We start from the raw sequence: 17,654 nt of genomic DNA, 5'->3' as shown, positions 1-17,654 counted from the left end.
CCGGCCGAAGGAAGAACTGTGGCTACTGAACCGGCTGTCGAAGATGTCAGCCGCCTCGAACACTCGAGTCGTGACCTGAGCACCCTGCCCGAGGTGATGTCGGACTGGTTGGCGACCGTGATGCCGGGCGGTGTCAGGCCCGAGATCACCGTCGAAAGCGGCGTCGACTCCAACGGCATGTCGTCGGAGACGATCATCCTGACCGGCCGCTGGGACGGCAATGAACAGAAGTGGGTGGCGCGAGTGGCGCCTACCGCCGGAGACGTGCCGGTGTTCTCGTCATACCGGATGGACCACCAGTTCGACGTTATCCGGCTCGTCGGCGAGAAGACCGACGTGCCGGTCCCGCGCGTGCGCTGGCTCGAACCGACAGGTGCAGTGCTCGGCACACCGTTCTTCCTGATGGACTACGTCGAGGGTGAGGTGCCGCCGGACGTCATGCCGTACACGTTCGGCAACAACTGGTTCGCCGACGCCCCCGCCGAGCGTCAGCGGGAACTGCAGGACAGCACCGTCGAGGTGATCGCCAAGCTCCATTCGATTCCCGAACCCGAGAAGACGTTCGGCTTCCTCGACGACGGCAGTGAGCCGAATGCGTTGCGGCGCAATCTCAATTGGCTGCAGTCCTGGTATCAGTTCGCCGTTCCCGACATCGGCCGCTCGGAACTACTCGAACGTGCGCTGGACTGGTTGGAGACGAACTGGCCCGCCGACGTCGCCGCCAAGGACCCGGTGCTGGTGTGGGGCGACTCCCGCGTCGGCAACGTGCTCTACCAGGACTTCCGGCCGGTTGCCGTGCTGGACTGGGAGATGGCCGTACTCGGTCCCCGGGAGATGGACATCGCGTGGATCATCTTCGCCCACATGGTCTTTCAAGAGCTGGCCGGCTTGGCCGGATTGCCCGGGCTGCCGGACTTCATGCGCGAGGAGGACGTCAAGGCGACGTACGCCGAGCTGGCCGGTGTCGAGTTGGGCGACCTGCACTGGTTCTACGTGTACTCCGGTGTGATCTGGGCGTGTGTGTTCATGCGGACCAGCGCGCGACGGGTGCGGTTCGGCGAGATCGAGAAACCGGACGACGTGGAATCGCTGTTCTATCACGGCTCGGTGCTCAAACGGCTGATCGGAGAGGCGTAATGCTCGGCCCCATGGACGAATTCCCGGTGCACCAGGTTCCGCAGCCGATCGCCTGGCCCGAGTCCAGTGACCGCAACTTCTATGACCGCTCGTATTTCAACGCACACGACCGCACCGGCGACATCTTCGTGATCTCGGGCATCGGCTACTACCCGAACCTCGGGGTGAAGGACGCGTTCGTACTGGTCCGCCGCGGCGATGAGCAGACGGCCGTGCACCTGAGCGGCGCCATCGACCAGGACCGGCTGAACCAGCACGTCGGGAACTATCGCGTGGAGGTCGTCGAGCCGCTGCACAAGCTGCGCATCGTGCTCGACGAAACCGAAGGCATCGCTGCGGATTTGACGTGGGAGGGCCTGTTCGACGTCGTACAGGAGCAACCCCACATCATGCGGCGCGGCAACCATGTCACGCTCGATGCGCAGCGTTTCGCCCAGGTGGGCGCGTGGAGCGGTCAGCTGGTGATCGACGGCCAGGAGATCGCCGTCGACCCGTCCCGCTGGATCGGCACCCGCGACCGGTCCTGGGGTATCCGGCCGATCGGCGAAGCCGAGCCGCCGGGGCGCCCCGACGATCCGCCCTTCGAGGGCATGTGGTGGTTGTACGTGCCGATGGCGTTCGACGACTTCGGCATCGTCGTGATCATGCAGGAGGACCACCTGGGCTTCCGGTCGCTCAACGACTGCACCCGCATCTGGAAGGACGGCCGCGTCGAGCAACTCGGCTGGCCCAGAGTGAAGATCCACTACCGCTCCGGCACCCGCATCCCCACCGGCGCGACCATCGATGCCACCGCATTCGACGGCACCCCAGTGCATTTCGACGTCGAGTCCAAGCTGCCCGTGCCGATCCATGTCGGCGGCGGATACGGCGGCGACTCGGACTGGCTGCACGGCATGTGGAAGGGCGACAACTTCACCGAGCGCCTGAGCTACGACATGACCGATCCGGCCATCGTCGGGCGCGCGGGTTTCGGCGTGATCGACCACGTCGGGCGCGCCGTGTGCCGGGATGCCGACGGCGTCGAGCGTGAAGGGTGGGGGCTGTTCGAGCACGGCGCACTCGGCAGGCACGACCCGTCCGGGTTCGCCGACTGGCTGACCGTCGCGCCGTAACTCCCACTGCTCCCCCTCCGCGAGCAGACGCAAAAAGTCCCGACACGCCGACGAAATGGAACACTTCGCGTCTGCTCGCCGGTTAGGTGACCCCGAACAACGCGGCGGCGGCAATCGCCTCGACCAGGAAGTAGAGCCAGTTCGGATAGAACGCCGTCCGGTCGCCCAACACCGCGGCGGCCAGGCGGCCGAACGCCATGCCCGCCAACGCCGCCGCCACCGCGAGCAGGATGCCTTTCCGCACCTCACCGTCTGCGACCACGGCGTACGCCAGCACCGCCGCGATCGCCAGGCCGAAACCGCCGTAGACCGCGCGCACCTCCGACCGCGACGCGGCCTGCGCCAGCGTGATCCCGAACGGACGCACCAGCGCGGCCGGGGCGGCAAGCGCATAGAGGCCCATGCCGACGAAGAACACGGCGATCACGCCGATGACCGCGACCGTCACGGTAACCTCCTGACAAGTTGACGTAGGAGGCCAGCATGACGGCAGACGTCACGCCCGCGCTTCCACAAACCTGCTATCCGTCGGTGTGGCTGTGGCCCGGCCACGCGCTGTATGCCGGGCCTTCCCTGCCCCTCTCGCCCCACTCCGGGTCGGTGTGGTGCCTGGCCGTCGGCATCGACGGCCCGCTGACGGTCGCGACCGCGGACGGCGTCGAGCGCCACGGCCGCAGCGTTCTGATCCCGCCGCGGTTGACGCACCAACTGACCTGCCGCGGCACCAGTTTGGTGTCCTGCTATCTGGAGCCGACATCGGAGCGTGCCGACGCGGGCAGGCAGAAGTTCAACGACTGGCAGCACCTGGTCGGCGTCGGCCACATCGACGAAGACCGCCTGCAGTTCACCCCGGTCGACGACGAAAGTGCCTCGCACTGGCTTGATTTGGCCGCGCCGGCGGCACCTCGACGAATGGATCCGCGGATCGCGAAGGCGGCGGCCAGAATCCGCGCCGAACCCACTGCCGCAATCTCGGTCGAGGACCTGGCCGCCGAGGCGGAACTCTCGGAGTCGCGTTTCCTGCACCTGTTCCGCGACGAACTCGGCACCAGTGTGCGCCGCTATCGGCTGTGGGTTCGGTTGACCCATGCGGGCGCGGCCATCGCGGCGGGCGACAACCTCACCGCGGCGGCGATGAAGGCGGGGTTCGCCAGCCCGTCGCACCTCGCCGACAGGTTCAAGTCGACCTTCGGCTTATCGGCTACCCAACTGCTCGGGACCGGTCTGCAGCTGCGGATCCGATAGCAGCCCGCCCGAACACCACCGACTCCTCGATGCGGTCGAAGCGGTGATCGATGGCGTCGAGCACATAGTTGTGCCGCACATGCCACGGCCGGTGCGTACTGGACTTCGGCAGCACGTGGGCGGCCCGCCGGACGTAGCCCGCCTGCAGATCCCACAGCGGCTTCTCGGCCAGCGGCTTGCCGCCACGATGCGGGTACGCGTGGGTGTAGCCGTGAGAGTCCATGTAGGACAGCAGTTTGGCCACCGAGCGCGCCGTCATGTCCGCCCGCAACGTCCACGAGTTGTTCGTGTACCCGATGCACCACGCCATGTTCGGCAGGTCCTCGAGCATGTGCTCCTTGTACACGAACCGGTCAGCAGGGTCGATCTTCTCGCCGTCGACGCTGACGGTGATGCCGCCGAGCGCCTGCAGTCGCAAACCGGTTGCGGTGACGATGACGTCGGCGTCGAGGCGGCGACCGGACCTCAGCACGATTCCCGCAGCATCGATGTGATCGATGTGATCGGTGACGACCTCGACCCGACCGTCGCTGATCGACTTGTACAAATCGGAATTCAATATCACGCACATCCGCTGATCCCACGGGTTGTACTGCGGCTTGAAATGCGTGTCGACGTCGTAACCCTCGGGCAGGTTGCGGATGGCGCGCTGCCGGATCACCCACTTCATCACGCGTGGCAACTTGCGGGCGAGCAGGAACATCGACCAGAAGAACAACGCGTTGCGCCACCGGATGATCGAATGTGCGACCTTCTCCGGCAACACCTTCTGTATCGCCCTGGCCATCGGTTCGATGCGCGGCATCGAGAACAGGTAGGACGGTGACCGCTGCAGCATGGTCACGTGGGCGGCCTCCGCGGCCACCGTGGGAATCATGCTGATCGCGGTGGCGCCGGACCCGACCACCACGACCCGCTTACCGGTGTAGTCGAGCGACTCTGGCCAATGCTGGGGGTGGGCCACGACGCCACCGAAGTTCTCGATACCGGGCAGGTCCGGATCGTGCGGGTGGTCGTAGTTGTAGTAGCCGGTGCCGAAGAACAGGAAGCGGCAGCGATACGTCTTGTCGACGCCGTCCTGTTGCGCCCGAACCGTCCAGGTGTCGGTCTCCGAGTCCCAATCAGCCGATTCGACACGGGTGTTCAGCGCAATGTGCTTGTCGATGTGGTGTTTACGCGCCGTTTCGTCGAGATACCGCCAGATGTCGGACCCGTCGGCGATGGTCTCCTCACGCCGCCACGGTTCGAACGGGAAGCTCAACGTGAAGATGTCGCTGTCGGACCGCACCCCCGGATAGCGGAACAGGTCCCAGGTACCGCCCAATCGCTGTCGCTGTTCCAGAATTGTGTACGACAGCGCCGGATTCTTCTCGTGGATGCGGTACGCGGCGCCGATCCCGGAAATCCCTGCACCGACGATCAACACGTCGCAGTAGGTGGGTTCGGTGGAACTCACGGGCTTACCTCCTTCGCGCCCACTAGGCCGACTTGGCCCCCTCGGCCGTCCCGGCGTCCGCGCGGCCGAACACCATCGACTCCTCGATGCGGTCGAAGCGGTGGTCGATGGCGTCGAGCACGTAGTTGTGCCGCACGTTCCACGGCCGGCGGGTACCCGACTTCGGCAGGGCGTGCAACGCGCGCTGCACGTAACCGGCGTTGATGTTCCACGCCGGCTTCTCCGGCATCGGCACGTCGCCGAGATGCGGATACGCATGCGTGTAACCGTGACTGTCCATGTAGGACAACAGCTTCGCCACCGAACGTGCCGTGAGGTCGGCGCGTAACGTCCACGACGCGTTGATGTAGCCGACGCACCACGCCAGGTTCGGGATGTCTTCGAGCATGTGCTCCTTGTAGACGAAGCGCTCCTGCGGTTTGACCTCGGCGCCGTCGATGCTGATGGCCACCCCGCCCAGCGCCTGCAACTGCAGACCCGTCGCGGTGACGATCACGTCGGCCTCGATGTGACGCCCCGAATTCAACACGATCCCCGTGCTGTCGATGTGGTCGATGGTGTCGGTGACCACCTCGGCGCGCCCGTCGCCCACCGCTGCGTACAGGTCGTTGTCCAGGATCAGACACATGCGCTGATCCCACGGGTCGTAGCGGGGCTTGAAGTGGACGTCGACCGGATAGCCTTGCGGCAGACTCTTTTTCGCCATCGCCCGGATCAGCCACCTGCTGAACTTCGGCGCCTTGCGCGCGACGACATACGTCATCACGGTGAAGAACGTGTTGTACAACCGGACGACGTGGTTGGCGGCCCGCGTCGGCAACACCTTCCGGATGGCCTGCACCACGGGGTGAATGCGCGGCATCGACAGCATGTAGGTGGGCGAGCGCTGCAGCATGGTCACGTGAGCGGCTTTCTCGGTCAGCGACGGGATCATGCTGACCGCGGTAGCGCCGCTTCCGATCACCACGACCCGCTTACCCGAATAGTCCAGCGACTCCGGCCAGAACTGCGGGTGCACGACGTCCCCCGTGAAGCTCTCGATGCCAGGGAACTCGGGCCGGTAGGGCTCGTCGTAGTCGTAGTAGCCGGTGCCGAAGAACACGAACCGACCGCGGTAGGTTCTCGGCTCGCCGTCATGTTCGGTCTGCACCGTCCAGGTGTCGGTGGCCGAGTCCCAGTCGGCGGAGACGACCTCGGTGTTGAACCGGATGTGCTCGGTGATGCCGTGCTTGCGGGCGGTCTCGGTCAGGTACTCCCTGATGTCGTGGCCGTCGGCGACGTTCTCCGGCCTGCGCCACGGCTCAAAGGGGAAGCTGAGCGTGAAGATGTCGCTGTCGGACCGGATGCCCGGATAGCGAAACAGATCCCATGTGCCGCCGATGCGGGCGCGGCGTTCCAGCACCGTGTAGGACAGCCCGGGGTTCTTCTCGTGGATGCGGTAGGCGGCACCGATTCCGGATATCCCGGCGCCGATGATCAGCACGTCCGAGTACTCGGGAGCGCTCAAGAGAACCTCCTTTGGTCCGCCCGAGTACCACCTTAAGGGCTCACCTGTCGAGCGCGTCAACGATCGCAGCCAGCGATTCCACCGCGATCGGTCCTGGCTGGTAGATGCAGATTCGGTCGGAGACGCCCGCCACCCGGTCGCGGATGTGCGCGGCGATTTCGGCGGGGCTGCCGCAGGCCGCGATGGTGTGCAGCACGTCGTCGTCGATGAGCTTGGCCATGTCCTCCCAGCGGCCCTGTTTGGACAACGTGTTGAGTTCGGGTTGCAGATCGCCCCAACCGTGCGCGTCGAGCACCGGCCGGTACGCCGGCGTCGACCCGTAGAACGCCAGCAACCTGCGGGTGGCGGTGTGGTCGTCCCCGGCGGAGACGATGATCTCCGGGACGACCGCGAAGTCGGCCTCGGCGCGACGCGCGGCCGCCAGGCCCTTCTGCACGGCGGGCATGGTCGCCTCGTGCAGGAACCGCTTCGACGAGAACGGCATCACCAGCAGGCCGTCGGCGACCTCGGCGGTGGCCCGGGTCAACCGCGGGCCGAGCGCGCCGACATAGATGGGCGGCGGGCCGTACGGGTTGGCGCCGGGATTGAAGGTCGGCGTCATCAATGTGTGGCGGTAGTACTCGCCGCGGAAGTCGAGGCGCTCGCCGGACTGCCATGCGGCGAAGATGGCGCGCAGCGCGCGCACCAGTTCGGTCATCCTGGCGACCGGCCGGTCGAACTCCGCACCGAACCGCTTCTCGATCTGCGTGCGCACCTGCGTGCCGAGCCCGAGGGTGAACCGCCCTTTCGTCAGCAACTGCAAGTCGTTGGCTTGGTGCGCGAGGTGAATCGGGTTGCGGGGAAACGCGATCGCCACGTTGGTCATCAGGTCGAGACCTTCCACCGCCGCCGCCAGGGCGAGCGGGGTGAAGACGTCATGCGGCCCCTCGAAGGTGAACACCCCGCTGGCACCGGCCTCACGAAGCGCGTGTGCGCGTGCGATCGCATCGGTCGGCCCGAACAACGCTGTCATCACCTTCACGGCGTGAGAGCCTAGTTGTGTGACCATTCCACCCCATGCCGACGTCGTCGTGGTCGGCGCCGGATTCGCAGGACTGTCAGCCGCCCGCGACCTGGCCCGGCTCGGGTATGACGTCGTCGTTCTCGAAGGCCGCGATCGGGTCGGGGGACGCTCGTCGACGGCGACGATCGCGGGTGCGCCGGTCGATCTCGGCGGCACATTCGTCGGGCCGACGCAGGACGCCGTCATCGCGTTGGCGAACGAACTGGGCTGCGAGATGGTGCGGACACACAGCCGCGGCAAGAACCTGATCCGCTGGCGCGGCAAGGTCAGGTCTTACCGCAGCACGATTCCGAAGTTGTCGATCATCGAACTGCTCGACGTATCCCGGATTCAGTGGCGGTTCGATCGCGTCTCGCGGCGGGTGCCGGTGCACGAGCCGTGGACGTCGTCGATCGCCGAGAAAGCCGACTCGAAGACGCTCGACGAGTGGCTGCGCTATGTGCACGCCGGCGCGTCGGCGCGGGATCTGATGGCGATCATGGCCCGGGTGACATGGGGCTGCGAACCGGAGGAGGTGTCGCTGCTGCACGCGATCCGCTACGTCAAGGCGGCGGGCGGGCTTGGCCGCATGCTCGACGTCGAAGGCGGCGCGCAGCAGGACCGCTTTCCCGCTGGCACACAACAGATCGCGCTACGGATGGCCGAACAGCTCGGCGACGCCGTTGCGCTCAATGCGGTGGTGCGCAGCATCTCCCGACGCGCCGACGGCACGCTGGTCGTCGGTTCCGACCACGGTGACGTCGCGGCCAAGGCCGTCATCGTGGCGGTGCCGCCGCAGCACCGCGCGGGCATCGCGTTCGACCCGCCGCTGCCGCCGGAATACGAAAAGCTCACCGCGCATTGGCCGCAAGGCAACCTGAGCAAGGCGTACGTGGCCTACGAAACGCCGTTCTGGCGGGCCAACGGCTGCTCCGGTGAGGCGCTGTCCGATGAGGGCCCGGTGTTCATCACGTTCGACGTCAGCCCGAGCGACGCCGGACCCGGCATCCTGTTGGGCTTCACCGATGCTCGCACGTTCGACCCGTTGCCTGCCGAACAGCGGCGCGCGAAGGCGCTGGACGGCTTCGCCACCCTGTTCGGTGACGCCGCCAGAAATCCCATCGACTACCTCGACCACTGTTGGGGCGCCGAGGAATTCGCCCCCGGTGGGCCGACCGCCGCGGTTCCGCCCGGATCGTGGACGACGTACGGGCCGTGGCTGCGCAAGCCGATCGACGGCATCTTCTGGGCGGGCACCGAAACCGCCGACGAGTGGACCGGTTTCCTCGACGGCGCGGTGCGGTCGGGTAAACGGGCGGCCGACGAGGCGCACCGGGCGTTGACCGGTTAGGCGTTGTCCGGCGACAGGATTCGCCGTGCGGTGACTGCCACCGCGAGCGTGATCAGCTGCTTGGGGTCGTCGAGGTCGACGTCGAGAAGTTTGGCGATCTGCTCGAGCCGGTAGTACAGCGACTGCCGCCGCATGTGCAGCCGTTTGGCCGCTTCCGCCTTGTTGCCCCCGCACGCGGCCAACACCTCCAACGTGTGTGACAGCTGACCGCTCTTCGCGGAATCGGTGCGCTCCAGGATGCCGATCTGGTCGTCGACGAAGCGCCTTGTGGCGTCGAGGTTTCCGTGCGCGGTCAGCATGCGTTCAAGCGCCAGCGTCTGCACACTGACGACCGGGTGTTTCACGTGCAAGTCCTGGCCAAGGGCCAGCGTCTCCCTCGTCTCCGACATGGCTCTCGGTAGGTCCGACGGATCACGCACCGCTCGTCCGACCGCGGCGCACAACCGCGCCTGGCGGGGCAGCGCATCTCGCGCCGCCGACCGCACCACGTGCGCGAGGTTCGGTGTCGCATCGTCGATCTGGCCGGCCACCAGCGCGCACAGCGTCCCCTCGACCAGTCCGAAGATCCCGTGTCCCGCTCGCCGGATGAGCCCGTCGACGATTTTCGCCGCCGACTCGACCCGGCGGGGATCCACTGCGATGCACGCATACTCGTGATCCGCGGTGGCCACGCCCGCCGCCCGCATGCGCGCCTCCAGCAGACGCCGCTCGACGGCCTGATTGGTGGCGAGCTGGTCGAGCAGCAGCTGCTGGGCGCGCAAGGCGCCTGCGACGTCTTGTTGCTCGCGAATCAGACACAGGCCCAAAACCGTTGGCGCGCGCTCCATCACCGCCTCGATGAGCACCTCGGGCACGCCATGTGCGCCGACCGTCAGGCGGCCCCACGCGGTGCCTTCGACGAGGACGGGGGCTTCCGAGCTGGGACCGTCGTCCGGCTCGAAGCGATCGGCGGTGACGACGATTCGTCCGGCATAGTCACTGAGCCGCGCCCAGGTTCCCAGCGCGAAGCCGATGTGCTCGATCAGCTCGCGCAGCGACGCGCCGCGGGCCAGCCGCTCCGACAACGTCCGAGAAATCTCGTCGGCGTGCCGCAGGCGGGCGACGGAACGGTCGATCAGCTCGCTGTTGACCGCTTCCGCCACTTCGGTGAAGCGCAGCACCGGTTGCAGTTCGACGATCGGCAACCCGACGTCGCGGCCTTCGGCCACCATGTCGGCAGGCACCTCGGCGAACGTCCTGCCGACCTCGAAGAGCAGTCCGGCGACGCCGCTTTCGGCCAACCGTCGCACATACAGTCGGCGGCCGACCTCGTCGACCCCGATGAGCCCGACCCCGTTGGTGAGCAGCACTTCGTCACCGCGCAACAGCGGGGCGATGTCATAGAGGTCTGCCGTGTGCACCCAGCGCACCGCGTGGTCCAGCTGATCGGCGCCGCTGAGCAGCACCGGCCTGGCCGGCTGCAGCACCGGATGGCCGAGAACCTGGCGCAGCATCACAACCGACAGTATGTCCCACAAAACCGGCGAAAGTTCTGACAATCCGTCCGTTGCCGCACTCCGGAGCGGGTCGCATGCTGATCATCCATGAGCACTCTGGTGACCGGCGGCCTCGGCTTTGTCGGGCGTCACCTGGTCAATCAACTTCTGGCCGACGGCGACAAGGTCGTCAGCTACAACCGCGATTTCGCCGTCGACCCCCGCGACGGGCTGACCGTCGTGCAGGGCGAGCTGTTCGACATCCCGCGCCTCACCGAGACGCTGCGCAGGCACAGCGTCGATCGCATCATCCACACCGCGGGCCAAAGCCACCCCGGCGTGTCGATCGAGCTGCCGTGGACCACATTCAAGGCCAACGCGGAGGGCACCCTGGCGGTCTACGAAGCGGCCCGCGCCACCGGTGTGCGCCGCATCGTGAACTTCTCCTCGGAGTGCGCCATCGGCACTGTCGACCCGGCGGTGCCCGTCGATGAGACCGTCACCCCGCAACCGACGACGCCCTACGGCGTCACCAAGGTCAGCGGTGAACTGTTCGGCTCCGTGTACAACTCGCTGTACGGCATGGAGATCGTCTCCCTGCGGGTGACCGAGGTCTACGGCCCAGGGTTGTGGATGCCCAGTCTGCTCGGCGACATGATCCGCGCCGGAATCCGTGGCGAGACTTTCGAACTCGAACGGGGTGGGGATCACCCCTTCCAATTCGTCTACGTGGCCGACGTCGCCACCGCGGCCGGTCTGGCCGCCACCGCTGCGGCACCCGCGCAGGCGGTGTACCACGTCTCCGGTGACCGGCACATCACCGTCGCCGAGACGGCGCGCCTGCTCGCCGGGCGCATCCCGGGCAGCCGTTACGAGATCGGTCCCGGCTTCCTACCCGACTGGGATCGTCTTGGCCCCTTTGATCTCTCCGCAACCACGCGCGACCTCGGCTACCGCCCCGCCTGGTCGTTGGAGCGCGGCCTGGACAGCCAGATCGCCTGGCTGCGTGCCCAGGAAGCGGCCGCATGAACGAGATGGCCGACCGCATCGCGCTGGTCACCGGCGCGGCCTCCGGGATCGGATTGGCCACCGCCGAAGCGCTGGCCAGGGAAGGCGCCGACGTCGCGTTGCTGTCGCGTCCCGGGGACAACCTCGACGGCGCGCGGGAGCGGGTCAAACAGCACGGCGGGCGCGTGCTCACCATCGCCGCCGATGTCGCAGACCCGGCCGCGGTGCGCGCCGCATTCGAACGCGTGGAAGCCGAACTCGGTCCCGTCGACGCGGTGCACAACAACGCCGGGATCTCGGTGGCGTGCCCGCTCACCGAAACCACCGACGACGTCTTTCGACGACTCGTCGACGTCAACCTGGCCGGCTCGTTCTATGTACTGCGCGAGGCCGCCCGCGTCATGCAGGGCCGCCGCGTGGGCGCGATCGTCAACACCGCATCCGAACTGGCGATCATCGGCCAGACCGGATATGTCGCGTACACCGCCACCAAGGGCGCGATCCTGGCGATGACCAGGAGCGCGGCCGCCGAACTGTCGTCATGGCAGATCCGGGTCAACGCGGTCTGCCCCGGCACCACCAAGACGCCGATGTTCCTGGCCGAGTTCGACGGCGCCGTCGACCCGGCCGCCGAACTCGCCGACAACGCCGCGAGCGTCGCAATGAAGCGCATCGCCGAACCCGAGGAGATCGCCGAAGCGGTGGTCTTCCTGCTGTCGCAGCGCGCGAGCTACATCACCGGCACACATCTGATCGCCGACGGCGGTCGCACCGAATGCGTGCCGGCCGGTTCCATCGGCGTCGCAACCCCCTGAAACCATTCATCACGGAGACCCGCATGTCCGAAACCCGTTCTCGGCTCGAGCAGCTCGGCTATTCCCAGCAACTCGAGCGCAGGCTGAACATCCCCGAAGTCGTCGGCCTGGCCATGGCCGACGTCTCCCCCACCATGGCAGTGCTGTTCTTGTCCGCCGGAGTCTTCGTCGTCGGTGGCACGTTCTCCATCGGCGCAGGCCTGCTGCTGTCTGTCGTCGTCGTGTTGATCGCCTTGTGTCTCGGCGAACTGGCCGGGATGTTCCCGATCGCAGGCGGCATGTACTCGCTTGTCCGGCGCGTCCTGCCAGGGCCGCTGTCCTGGATCACGATGTTCAACTACCTCATTCAGGGCATCGTGATCCCGGCCAGCATCGCATTGGGAATACCCGGCTATCTACGAGACCTGTTCCCGTCGTTCGGAATTCCCGACACCGCCGCCGCCGTCGTGCTGTTGGCGCTGGCCACCGGCCTGGCCCTGACCAAGGTCGAGGTGGGTGCGTGGGCCACCGCCGCGATGGTCGTCGTCGAATGCGTCGTGCTCGGCATCATCACCGTCGCAGCGCTTCTGCACCCACACCAGCAGTTGGCCGAGGTGACCTTCCACCCGACCGTGCTGAGCAACGGAGAGCTGGTGGCGGTCGGCGGCGCCGTCATGTTGGCCACCCTGGCACCGGCATTCAACGTGATCAACGGCTACGACGCGGCGCTTGGCTTCTCCGAGGAACTCAAAGGCGGCGAACGCAACATCGCCAAGGCGGTGATCATCTCCGCCGTGCTCGCCTGCCTGCTGATCATGATTCCGCTGATCTCCGCGGTCGTCGCCGCACCGGATCTGAAGGAGTTCTTCAACGCCCCGGCGCCGGTCATCTACTCGGTGGAGGCCTCGCTCGGCGACAAGGCCAGGATCATCATCGACGTCGGGGTGATCATCGCCTTGTTCAACGCGATGTTGTCGCTGCTGATGTATTTCGGCCGCGGTGTCTACACCACCGGTCGCGACGGTGTCTGGCCGACGTCGGTGAACCGAATCCTCGGCTCGATCAACAGGTTCCGTGCGCCAGGAGCCGGCGTCATGCTGCTGGCCATCCCGGCGGCGGTGCTGATCTTCACCTCGGCGCTCAACTTCCTGATCATCTTCGCGGGCACCGTGATCGCCGCCGTGTACTTCTGCGTCGGCCTGGCCGCATTGTGGAGTCGCCGCAGCATGCCGAACGAGCCACGGCCGTACAAGATGCCGCTGTGGCCGCTGCCTCCGCTCGTGGTGATCGGGTTCACCGGAATCGCGCTGGCCACCCAGGAGCGGCAATACCTGATCGCCGAGGTGGTGCTCATCTGCCTGGCGCTGGCAGCATGGCTCGGCTCGAAGAAGTGGTCGGCCCCGCAGCCTCCGGCCGTCGCGACCGAAACCCAGGTCCGCGGCCTGGATCCGATCCCATGACGAAAGCCAAATCCCGAAAACCATTGAGCCGAAACAGGAGTTCGCTATGACACCGCCCCGGGTGTACCGCCACATGACGTGGGAAGAAATCGCCGATGCGGCGCGCGCCGACATCCCGATCGCCATCCCGGTCGGGGCCACCGAGCAGCACGGACGCCACCTGCCGGTGTGCACGGACTGGGTGTTGCCGGAGAACGTTCTGCGCGAAGCCGGTCGCACCCGCGACCTGGTCGTCGGCCCCTTCATCCCGTTCGGCTACCGCAGCCGTCCGGGAAGCGGTGGCGGGCAACAATTTCCGGGCACCGTCTCGCTGCGGGCAACCACGTTCATGAGTGTGCTGGAGGATGTGCTCAGTGAGCTCAAACGCACCGGGTTCCGCAACATCATGCTGTACAACTGGCATTACGAGAACGCCGGCTTCGTCTACGAACCGGCTTACCTTGTCTCCGAACAGAACCCGGAACTCAAGATCGTGGTGGTCGAGGACGTCTTCCCAGAGTTCACCGCGGAACGTCAGCAGCTCATCTGGCCCGGCGAATTTCCCGGGCTGGCGCTCGAACACGCCGCTGTCATCGAGACCTCGTTGTGGATGCACTTCGACCCCTCGGCGGTGCGGCACGACCGGATGGCACCCGACCGCCCGCAGCGGGTCGTCAACCATGACGTCGTCCCGATCGACACCCGCATGTCGACGGCCAGCGGATCGTTGTCGTCGCCGGTGGAGGCCACTGCAGAGAAGGGCAGGCTGCTCACCGAATGGCTGGTGGACCGGCTGGTCGACGTACTCGACGAGGAATTCCCCGCGGCGAACCGCGCGGCGACCAATAGCAACGGTGAGCGCGAAAGCTCGAGAGCCTGATCAGGCGCTGCGCTGCCGGCTCACGGACTCGACCAGCAGACGCAGGTGTTTGTTGACGTCGTCGGGCCGCTCGACGATGGCGCAGTGGCCGCCGGGCAACTCGACGAACGACGCCAGATTGGGGGCCATCTTCGCGATGTGCTGCGACGAAACCATGGGCAGCAGACGATCTTTGGTGCTCCCGATGACGAGCGTCGGCACGGTCAGATTGGTCATGCCGATGTGCTCGGGGCCCAGCGCGTCGACCAGCGTGCGAGCCCAGCCGCCACGCCCGGCGGGCGGTGTCGACATGAACAACTCGTAGATGAAATCGACGACCGAGGGATCGGCGTCGCGACCCACCGCGATGGTCGAAACGAACCGCCTGCTCGGCCGGTCCACCGCGCGCAAAAGCGGTGCGGCCCCGAACGTTTTGAGCAGGGTGCCCGCGGCGCGCACCCGCGCCTGCGCCAACGGCTCGGGGACGGGCAGCAGCTTCACATTTCGCAGCAGGTTGCCGGTGGTGGTGTTGATCAGTGCGACGGCGTCCGCGCGCTGCGTCACCCGATCGGGGAACCGGTCGGCCCACGACGTGATCGCGATGCCACCCATGGAATGCCCGGCGATGACTGCCCGCTCGCTCGGCGACACCGTCGCCGCCAGCACCGCGTCCAGGTCGGCGGCCAGGATGTCGAGGCTGTACCGGGTGTGCCGCGGCGGCACCGCGCTCTTACCGTGGCCGCGGTGATCGAACGCGATGACGCGGTAATCCCGCGACAGGTCTGCGATCTGGTAGGCCCATACGCGCAGAGCACACGTGATGCCGTGGGCCAGCACGATCGGATAGCCGTCTTCCGGCCCGAACACCTCGGCGTGCAGACGGATGCCGTCCTCGGACCGAACGGGAACGACGCGGCCTTTAGGCAATGCCTCGGCCGCGGCGAATCTTCTGGCCGGCGAACCGGCCTCCTGGCCACGCCCCATACGTGCTCCCATCGAGTTCGGCAACGCTGCCGTCAACACCAGCCTACCGGTCGGTTGGGCGCGGTCGGCGCAGGAGTTAAATAGTGCGATGCGTGCGATTCAGATAGCCAGCCTCGACGGACCACAAGCCGCGAAGGTCGTCGAGATCGACGAACCGGACGCGGGCGACGGCGACGTCCTGATCGATGTTCACGCCGCCGGTGTGGCGTTTCCCGATGCCCTGCAGTCGCGGGGGCTCTATCAGTACAAGCCGCAGCTGCCGTACACGCCGGGCGCGGAGATCGCCGGGGTGGTGCGCAGTGCGCCCGCCGACGCGCACGTCGCTGCGGGCGATCGGGTCGCCGGGTTGACGATGCTGTGCGGCGCGATGGCGGAAGTGGTTGCGCTGCAGGCAGATCGGGTGTTCAAGCTACCGGATTCGGTGTCGTTCGAAGCCGGCGCCGGCCTGCTGTTCAACGACCTGACCATGCATCATGCGCTGCGCACGCGTGGCCGTCTCGCGGAAGGTGAGACGGTGCTGGTGCACGGCGCGGCGGGCGGCATCGGGACGTCGACGTTGCGACTGGCGCCGGCGTGGGGTGCGGCGCGCACCATCGCGGTGGTCAGCACCGAGGACAAGATTGCGGTGGCCAAGGCGGCGGGGGCGTCCGATGTGGTGCTGGCCGAGGGGTTCAAGGACGCGGTCAAGGAGTTGACCGGCGGGCGCGGCGTGGACATCGTCGTCGATCCCGTCGGCGGTGACCGGTTCACCGACTCCCTGCGTTCCCTCGCCCCCGGCGGCAGGCTGCTGGTCATCGGCTTCACCGGCGGCGACATTCCGACGGTCAAGGTGAATCGACTGCTGCTGAACAACGTCGACGCGGTCGGTGTCGGGTGGGGCGCCTGGAGCCTGACCCATCCCGGCTATCTGCACGAGCAGTGGACAGAGCTCGAGCCGCTACTTGCGTCCGGGAGGGTGTCGGCCCCGGAGCCGATCGTCTACCCGCTCGAGAGGGCCGCCGACGCGATCGCCTCACTCGAGGACAGAACCGCGAAGGGCAAAGTTGTCGTCAAGGTGCGGTGAGCGACCGGCCGAGCTGCTCGCCCACCGCGGTGAGCAGTTCGGCGGCCCGCGCCATCGACTGTGCCTGATCCGGTTCCAGGTCGCTGAGCGCGTACACACCTGCGAACCCCGCCTCGGCCGCCTCGTCGGACGTCAACGCCGACACGCCCGCGACGGCGAACGTCGGCACCAGGTGCGCGGCGGCGCGCCTGCACACGCCGACTGCGGCCTTGCCGCGCAACGACTGCCGGTCGAGTGAGCCCTCGCCGGTGACGACCGCCCGCGCCCCCGACAGCTGCCGGTCGAGCTCGATGCGGTCGATGATCACGTCGATGCCGGGCTGCATTTTCGCGCGCAGCACGGCCAGCGCGGCGAAGCCGACACCACCTGCCGCGCCGGCGCCCGCGGCGGAGCTGTAGACCGATCCCGTTTCGCGCTCCACCACTTCGGCCCAGCGGCGAAGCGAGCGGTCGAGCTCCTCGACCTGATCGGCGTCGGCCCCCTTCTGCGGGGCGTAGACGCTGGCAGCACCCAGCGGACCGCAGAGCGGGTTGTCCACGTCGCTGGCGAGAGTGAATGTGGCAGAAACGATCCCGGGATGCAGTCCGGTCAGATCGAGCGTCGCCGCCGCACCGATTCCCTGGCCGGTCGGGTCGATCCGCGAGCCGTCGCGATCGCGCGCGACGGCACCGAGTGCGGCGAGCAAGCCTGCTCCGCCGTCGGTGCTGGCGCTGCCCCCGACGCCGATGATGATGTCACGACAGCCGTGCTCGAGCGCTTGGGCCACCACCGCGCCGAGACCGTAGCTGGAGGCCGTCATCGGAGCCTTTTCACCGCCCGGAAGTCGTTGCAGGCCACAGATTTCGGCCATTTCGACGACCGCGGTGCCGCCGCTGCGGGCATATGCCGTGTGCACCACCTGTCCCGTCGGCCCCTTGCCGTAGACGGGAACTCGCTCAAAGCCCGCCGCGAGCACGGTGTCCAGCGTTCCGTCGCCGCCGTCGGCGACCGGGCGAAGCACCGTCACCAGGGTGGGATCGCTGCGTTTGAGTCCCGCCGAGAGGGCTTCGGCCGCCTCCGCGGCCGTCAAGGAGCCCTTGAATTTGTCGGGCGCGATCACGACATGGCCAGTCACTGACCACCCCTCCATCTCTAACCAGCAAACAATTCCGCTATACGGAATTGCTATTCCAAAGCTAC

16 protein-coding genes are annotated in these 17,654 nt (G+C 67.1%); 9 read left to right on the top strand and 7 right to left on the bottom strand.

Annotated elements, in window-relative coordinates; genetic code table 11:
- The first annotated feature begins 18 nt into the window (after positions 1–18).
- Positions 19–1,137 (top strand): phosphotransferase family protein, encoded by a 1,119-nt coding sequence (locus tag C1A30_RS13675; protein WP_101948811.1) that lies wholly within the window; start codon positions 19–21, stop codon positions 1,135–1,137.
- The gene (locus tag C1A30_RS13670) at positions 1,137–2,252 is read left to right on the top strand and encodes a hypothetical protein (RefSeq protein WP_101948810.1); all 1,116 of its coding nucleotides are present in this window, start codon (positions 1,137–1,139) and stop codon (positions 2,250–2,252) included. The genes C1A30_RS13675 and C1A30_RS13670 overlap by 1 nt, the downstream gene beginning before the upstream one ends.
- A gap of 82 nt (positions 2,253–2,334) precedes the next feature.
- Here the strand turns inward: C1A30_RS13670 and C1A30_RS13665 are convergent, their stop codons facing one another.
- The gene (locus C1A30_RS13665; protein ID WP_101948809.1) at positions 2,335–2,700 is read right to left on the bottom strand and encodes a DUF4345 family protein; all 366 of its coding nucleotides are present in this window, start codon (positions 2,698–2,700) and stop codon (positions 2,335–2,337) included.
- 35 nt (positions 2,701–2,735) lie between these two features.
- Here C1A30_RS13665 and C1A30_RS13660 point away from each other — a divergent pair, with 35 nt between their 5' ends.
- Entirely contained in the window at positions 2,736–3,497 is a 762-nt protein-coding gene (locus tag C1A30_RS13660) for a helix-turn-helix transcriptional regulator (RefSeq protein WP_101948808.1), read from the top strand.
- On the opposite strand, the gene C1A30_RS13655 is transcribed toward C1A30_RS13660, so the two are convergent.
- From C1A30_RS13655 to C1A30_RS13645, 3 genes are read right to left on the bottom strand one after another with little or no spacing between them, the layout of a single operon-like run.
- Positions 3,454–4,953 carry an NAD(P)/FAD-dependent oxidoreductase gene (locus tag C1A30_RS13655; RefSeq protein ID WP_101948807.1) on the bottom strand — a complete coding sequence of 500 codons (1,500 nt, stop codon included), beginning with the start codon at positions 4,951–4,953 and terminating at the stop codon, positions 3,454–3,456. The two genes, C1A30_RS13660 and C1A30_RS13655, sit on opposite strands and share 44 nt — an antisense overlap.
- A gap of 22 nt (positions 4,954–4,975) precedes the next feature.
- The gene (locus tag C1A30_RS13650) at positions 4,976–6,460 is read right to left on the bottom strand and encodes an NAD(P)/FAD-dependent oxidoreductase (protein WP_101948806.1); all 1,485 of its coding nucleotides are present in this window, start codon (positions 6,458–6,460) and stop codon (positions 4,976–4,978) included.
- A gap of 40 nt (positions 6,461–6,500) precedes the next feature.
- Complete coding sequence (locus C1A30_RS13645) at positions 6,501–7,472, bottom strand: TIGR03617 family F420-dependent LLM class oxidoreductase (protein ID WP_200828353.1); 972 nt, start codon at positions 7,470–7,472, stop codon at positions 6,501–6,503.
- Between the two features lie 28 nt (positions 7,473–7,500).
- Between C1A30_RS13645 and C1A30_RS13640 the strand changes: the two genes are divergently transcribed.
- A complete protein-coding gene (locus C1A30_RS13640) occupies positions 7,501–8,853 on the top strand; it encodes a flavin monoamine oxidase family protein (protein WP_101948804.1) in 1,353 nt (450 codons plus the stop codon).
- Here C1A30_RS13640 and C1A30_RS13635 read toward each other — a convergent pair.
- Complete coding sequence (locus tag C1A30_RS13635) at positions 8,850–10,346, bottom strand: PucR family transcriptional regulator (protein WP_101948803.1); 1,497 nt, start codon at positions 10,344–10,346, stop codon at positions 8,850–8,852. The two genes, C1A30_RS13640 and C1A30_RS13635, sit on opposite strands and share 4 nt — an antisense overlap.
- Positions 10,347–10,436: 90 nt before the next feature.
- Here C1A30_RS13635 and C1A30_RS13630 point away from each other — a divergent pair, with 90 nt between their 5' ends.
- Genes C1A30_RS13630 through C1A30_RS13615 form a run of 4 tightly spaced genes read left to right on the top strand, consistent with a single transcriptional unit; the run spans position 10,437 to position 14,449 of the window.
- Positions 10,437–11,357, top strand: a complete 921-nt coding sequence (locus C1A30_RS13630) for an NAD(P)-dependent oxidoreductase (RefSeq protein ID WP_101948802.1) — start codon at positions 10,437–10,439, stop codon at positions 11,355–11,357.
- On the top strand, positions 11,354–12,151 hold the full coding sequence (locus C1A30_RS13625) for an SDR family NAD(P)-dependent oxidoreductase (protein WP_235009882.1): 798 nt from the start codon (positions 11,354–11,356) through the stop codon (positions 12,149–12,151). Before C1A30_RS13630 ends, C1A30_RS13625 begins: the two co-directional genes overlap by 4 nt.
- Positions 12,152–12,174: 23 nt before the next feature.
- A complete protein-coding gene (locus C1A30_RS13620) occupies positions 12,175–13,590 on the top strand; it encodes an APC family permease (protein WP_101950184.1) in 1,416 nt (471 codons plus the stop codon).
- 46 nt (positions 13,591–13,636) lie between these two features.
- Complete coding sequence (locus tag C1A30_RS13615) at positions 13,637–14,449, top strand: creatininase (protein ID WP_101948801.1); 813 nt, start codon at positions 13,637–13,639, stop codon at positions 14,447–14,449.
- Here the strand turns inward: C1A30_RS13615 and C1A30_RS13610 are convergent, their stop codons facing one another.
- Complete coding sequence (locus C1A30_RS13610; protein WP_101948800.1) at positions 14,450–15,412, bottom strand: alpha/beta fold hydrolase; 963 nt, start codon at positions 15,410–15,412, stop codon at positions 14,450–14,452. It abuts the gene before it with no gap.
- A gap of 88 nt (positions 15,413–15,500) precedes the next feature.
- On the opposite strand from C1A30_RS13610, the gene C1A30_RS13605 reads away from it, so the two are divergent.
- Positions 15,501–16,475 carry an NADPH:quinone oxidoreductase family protein gene (locus C1A30_RS13605; RefSeq protein ID WP_101948799.1) on the top strand — a complete coding sequence of 325 codons (975 nt, stop codon included), beginning with the start codon at positions 15,501–15,503 and terminating at the stop codon, positions 16,473–16,475.
- Here C1A30_RS13605 and C1A30_RS13600 read toward each other — a convergent pair.
- Positions 16,462–17,589: a glycerate kinase gene (locus C1A30_RS13600; RefSeq protein ID WP_101950183.1), complete on the bottom strand. Its 1,128-nt coding sequence runs from the start codon at positions 17,587–17,589 to the stop codon at positions 16,462–16,464. The genes C1A30_RS13605 and C1A30_RS13600 overlap by 14 nt on opposite strands.
- Positions 17,590–17,654 lie beyond the last annotated feature (65 nt).

The sequence above is a fragment of the Mycobacterium sp. 3519A genome, from assembly GCF_900240945.1.
Taxonomy (GTDB): domain Bacteria; phylum Actinomycetota; class Actinomycetes; order Mycobacteriales; family Mycobacteriaceae; genus Mycobacterium.
The sequence above is the reverse complement of the archived record's forward strand: the minus strand, read 5'-3'. Positions and strand labels throughout refer to the sequence as shown.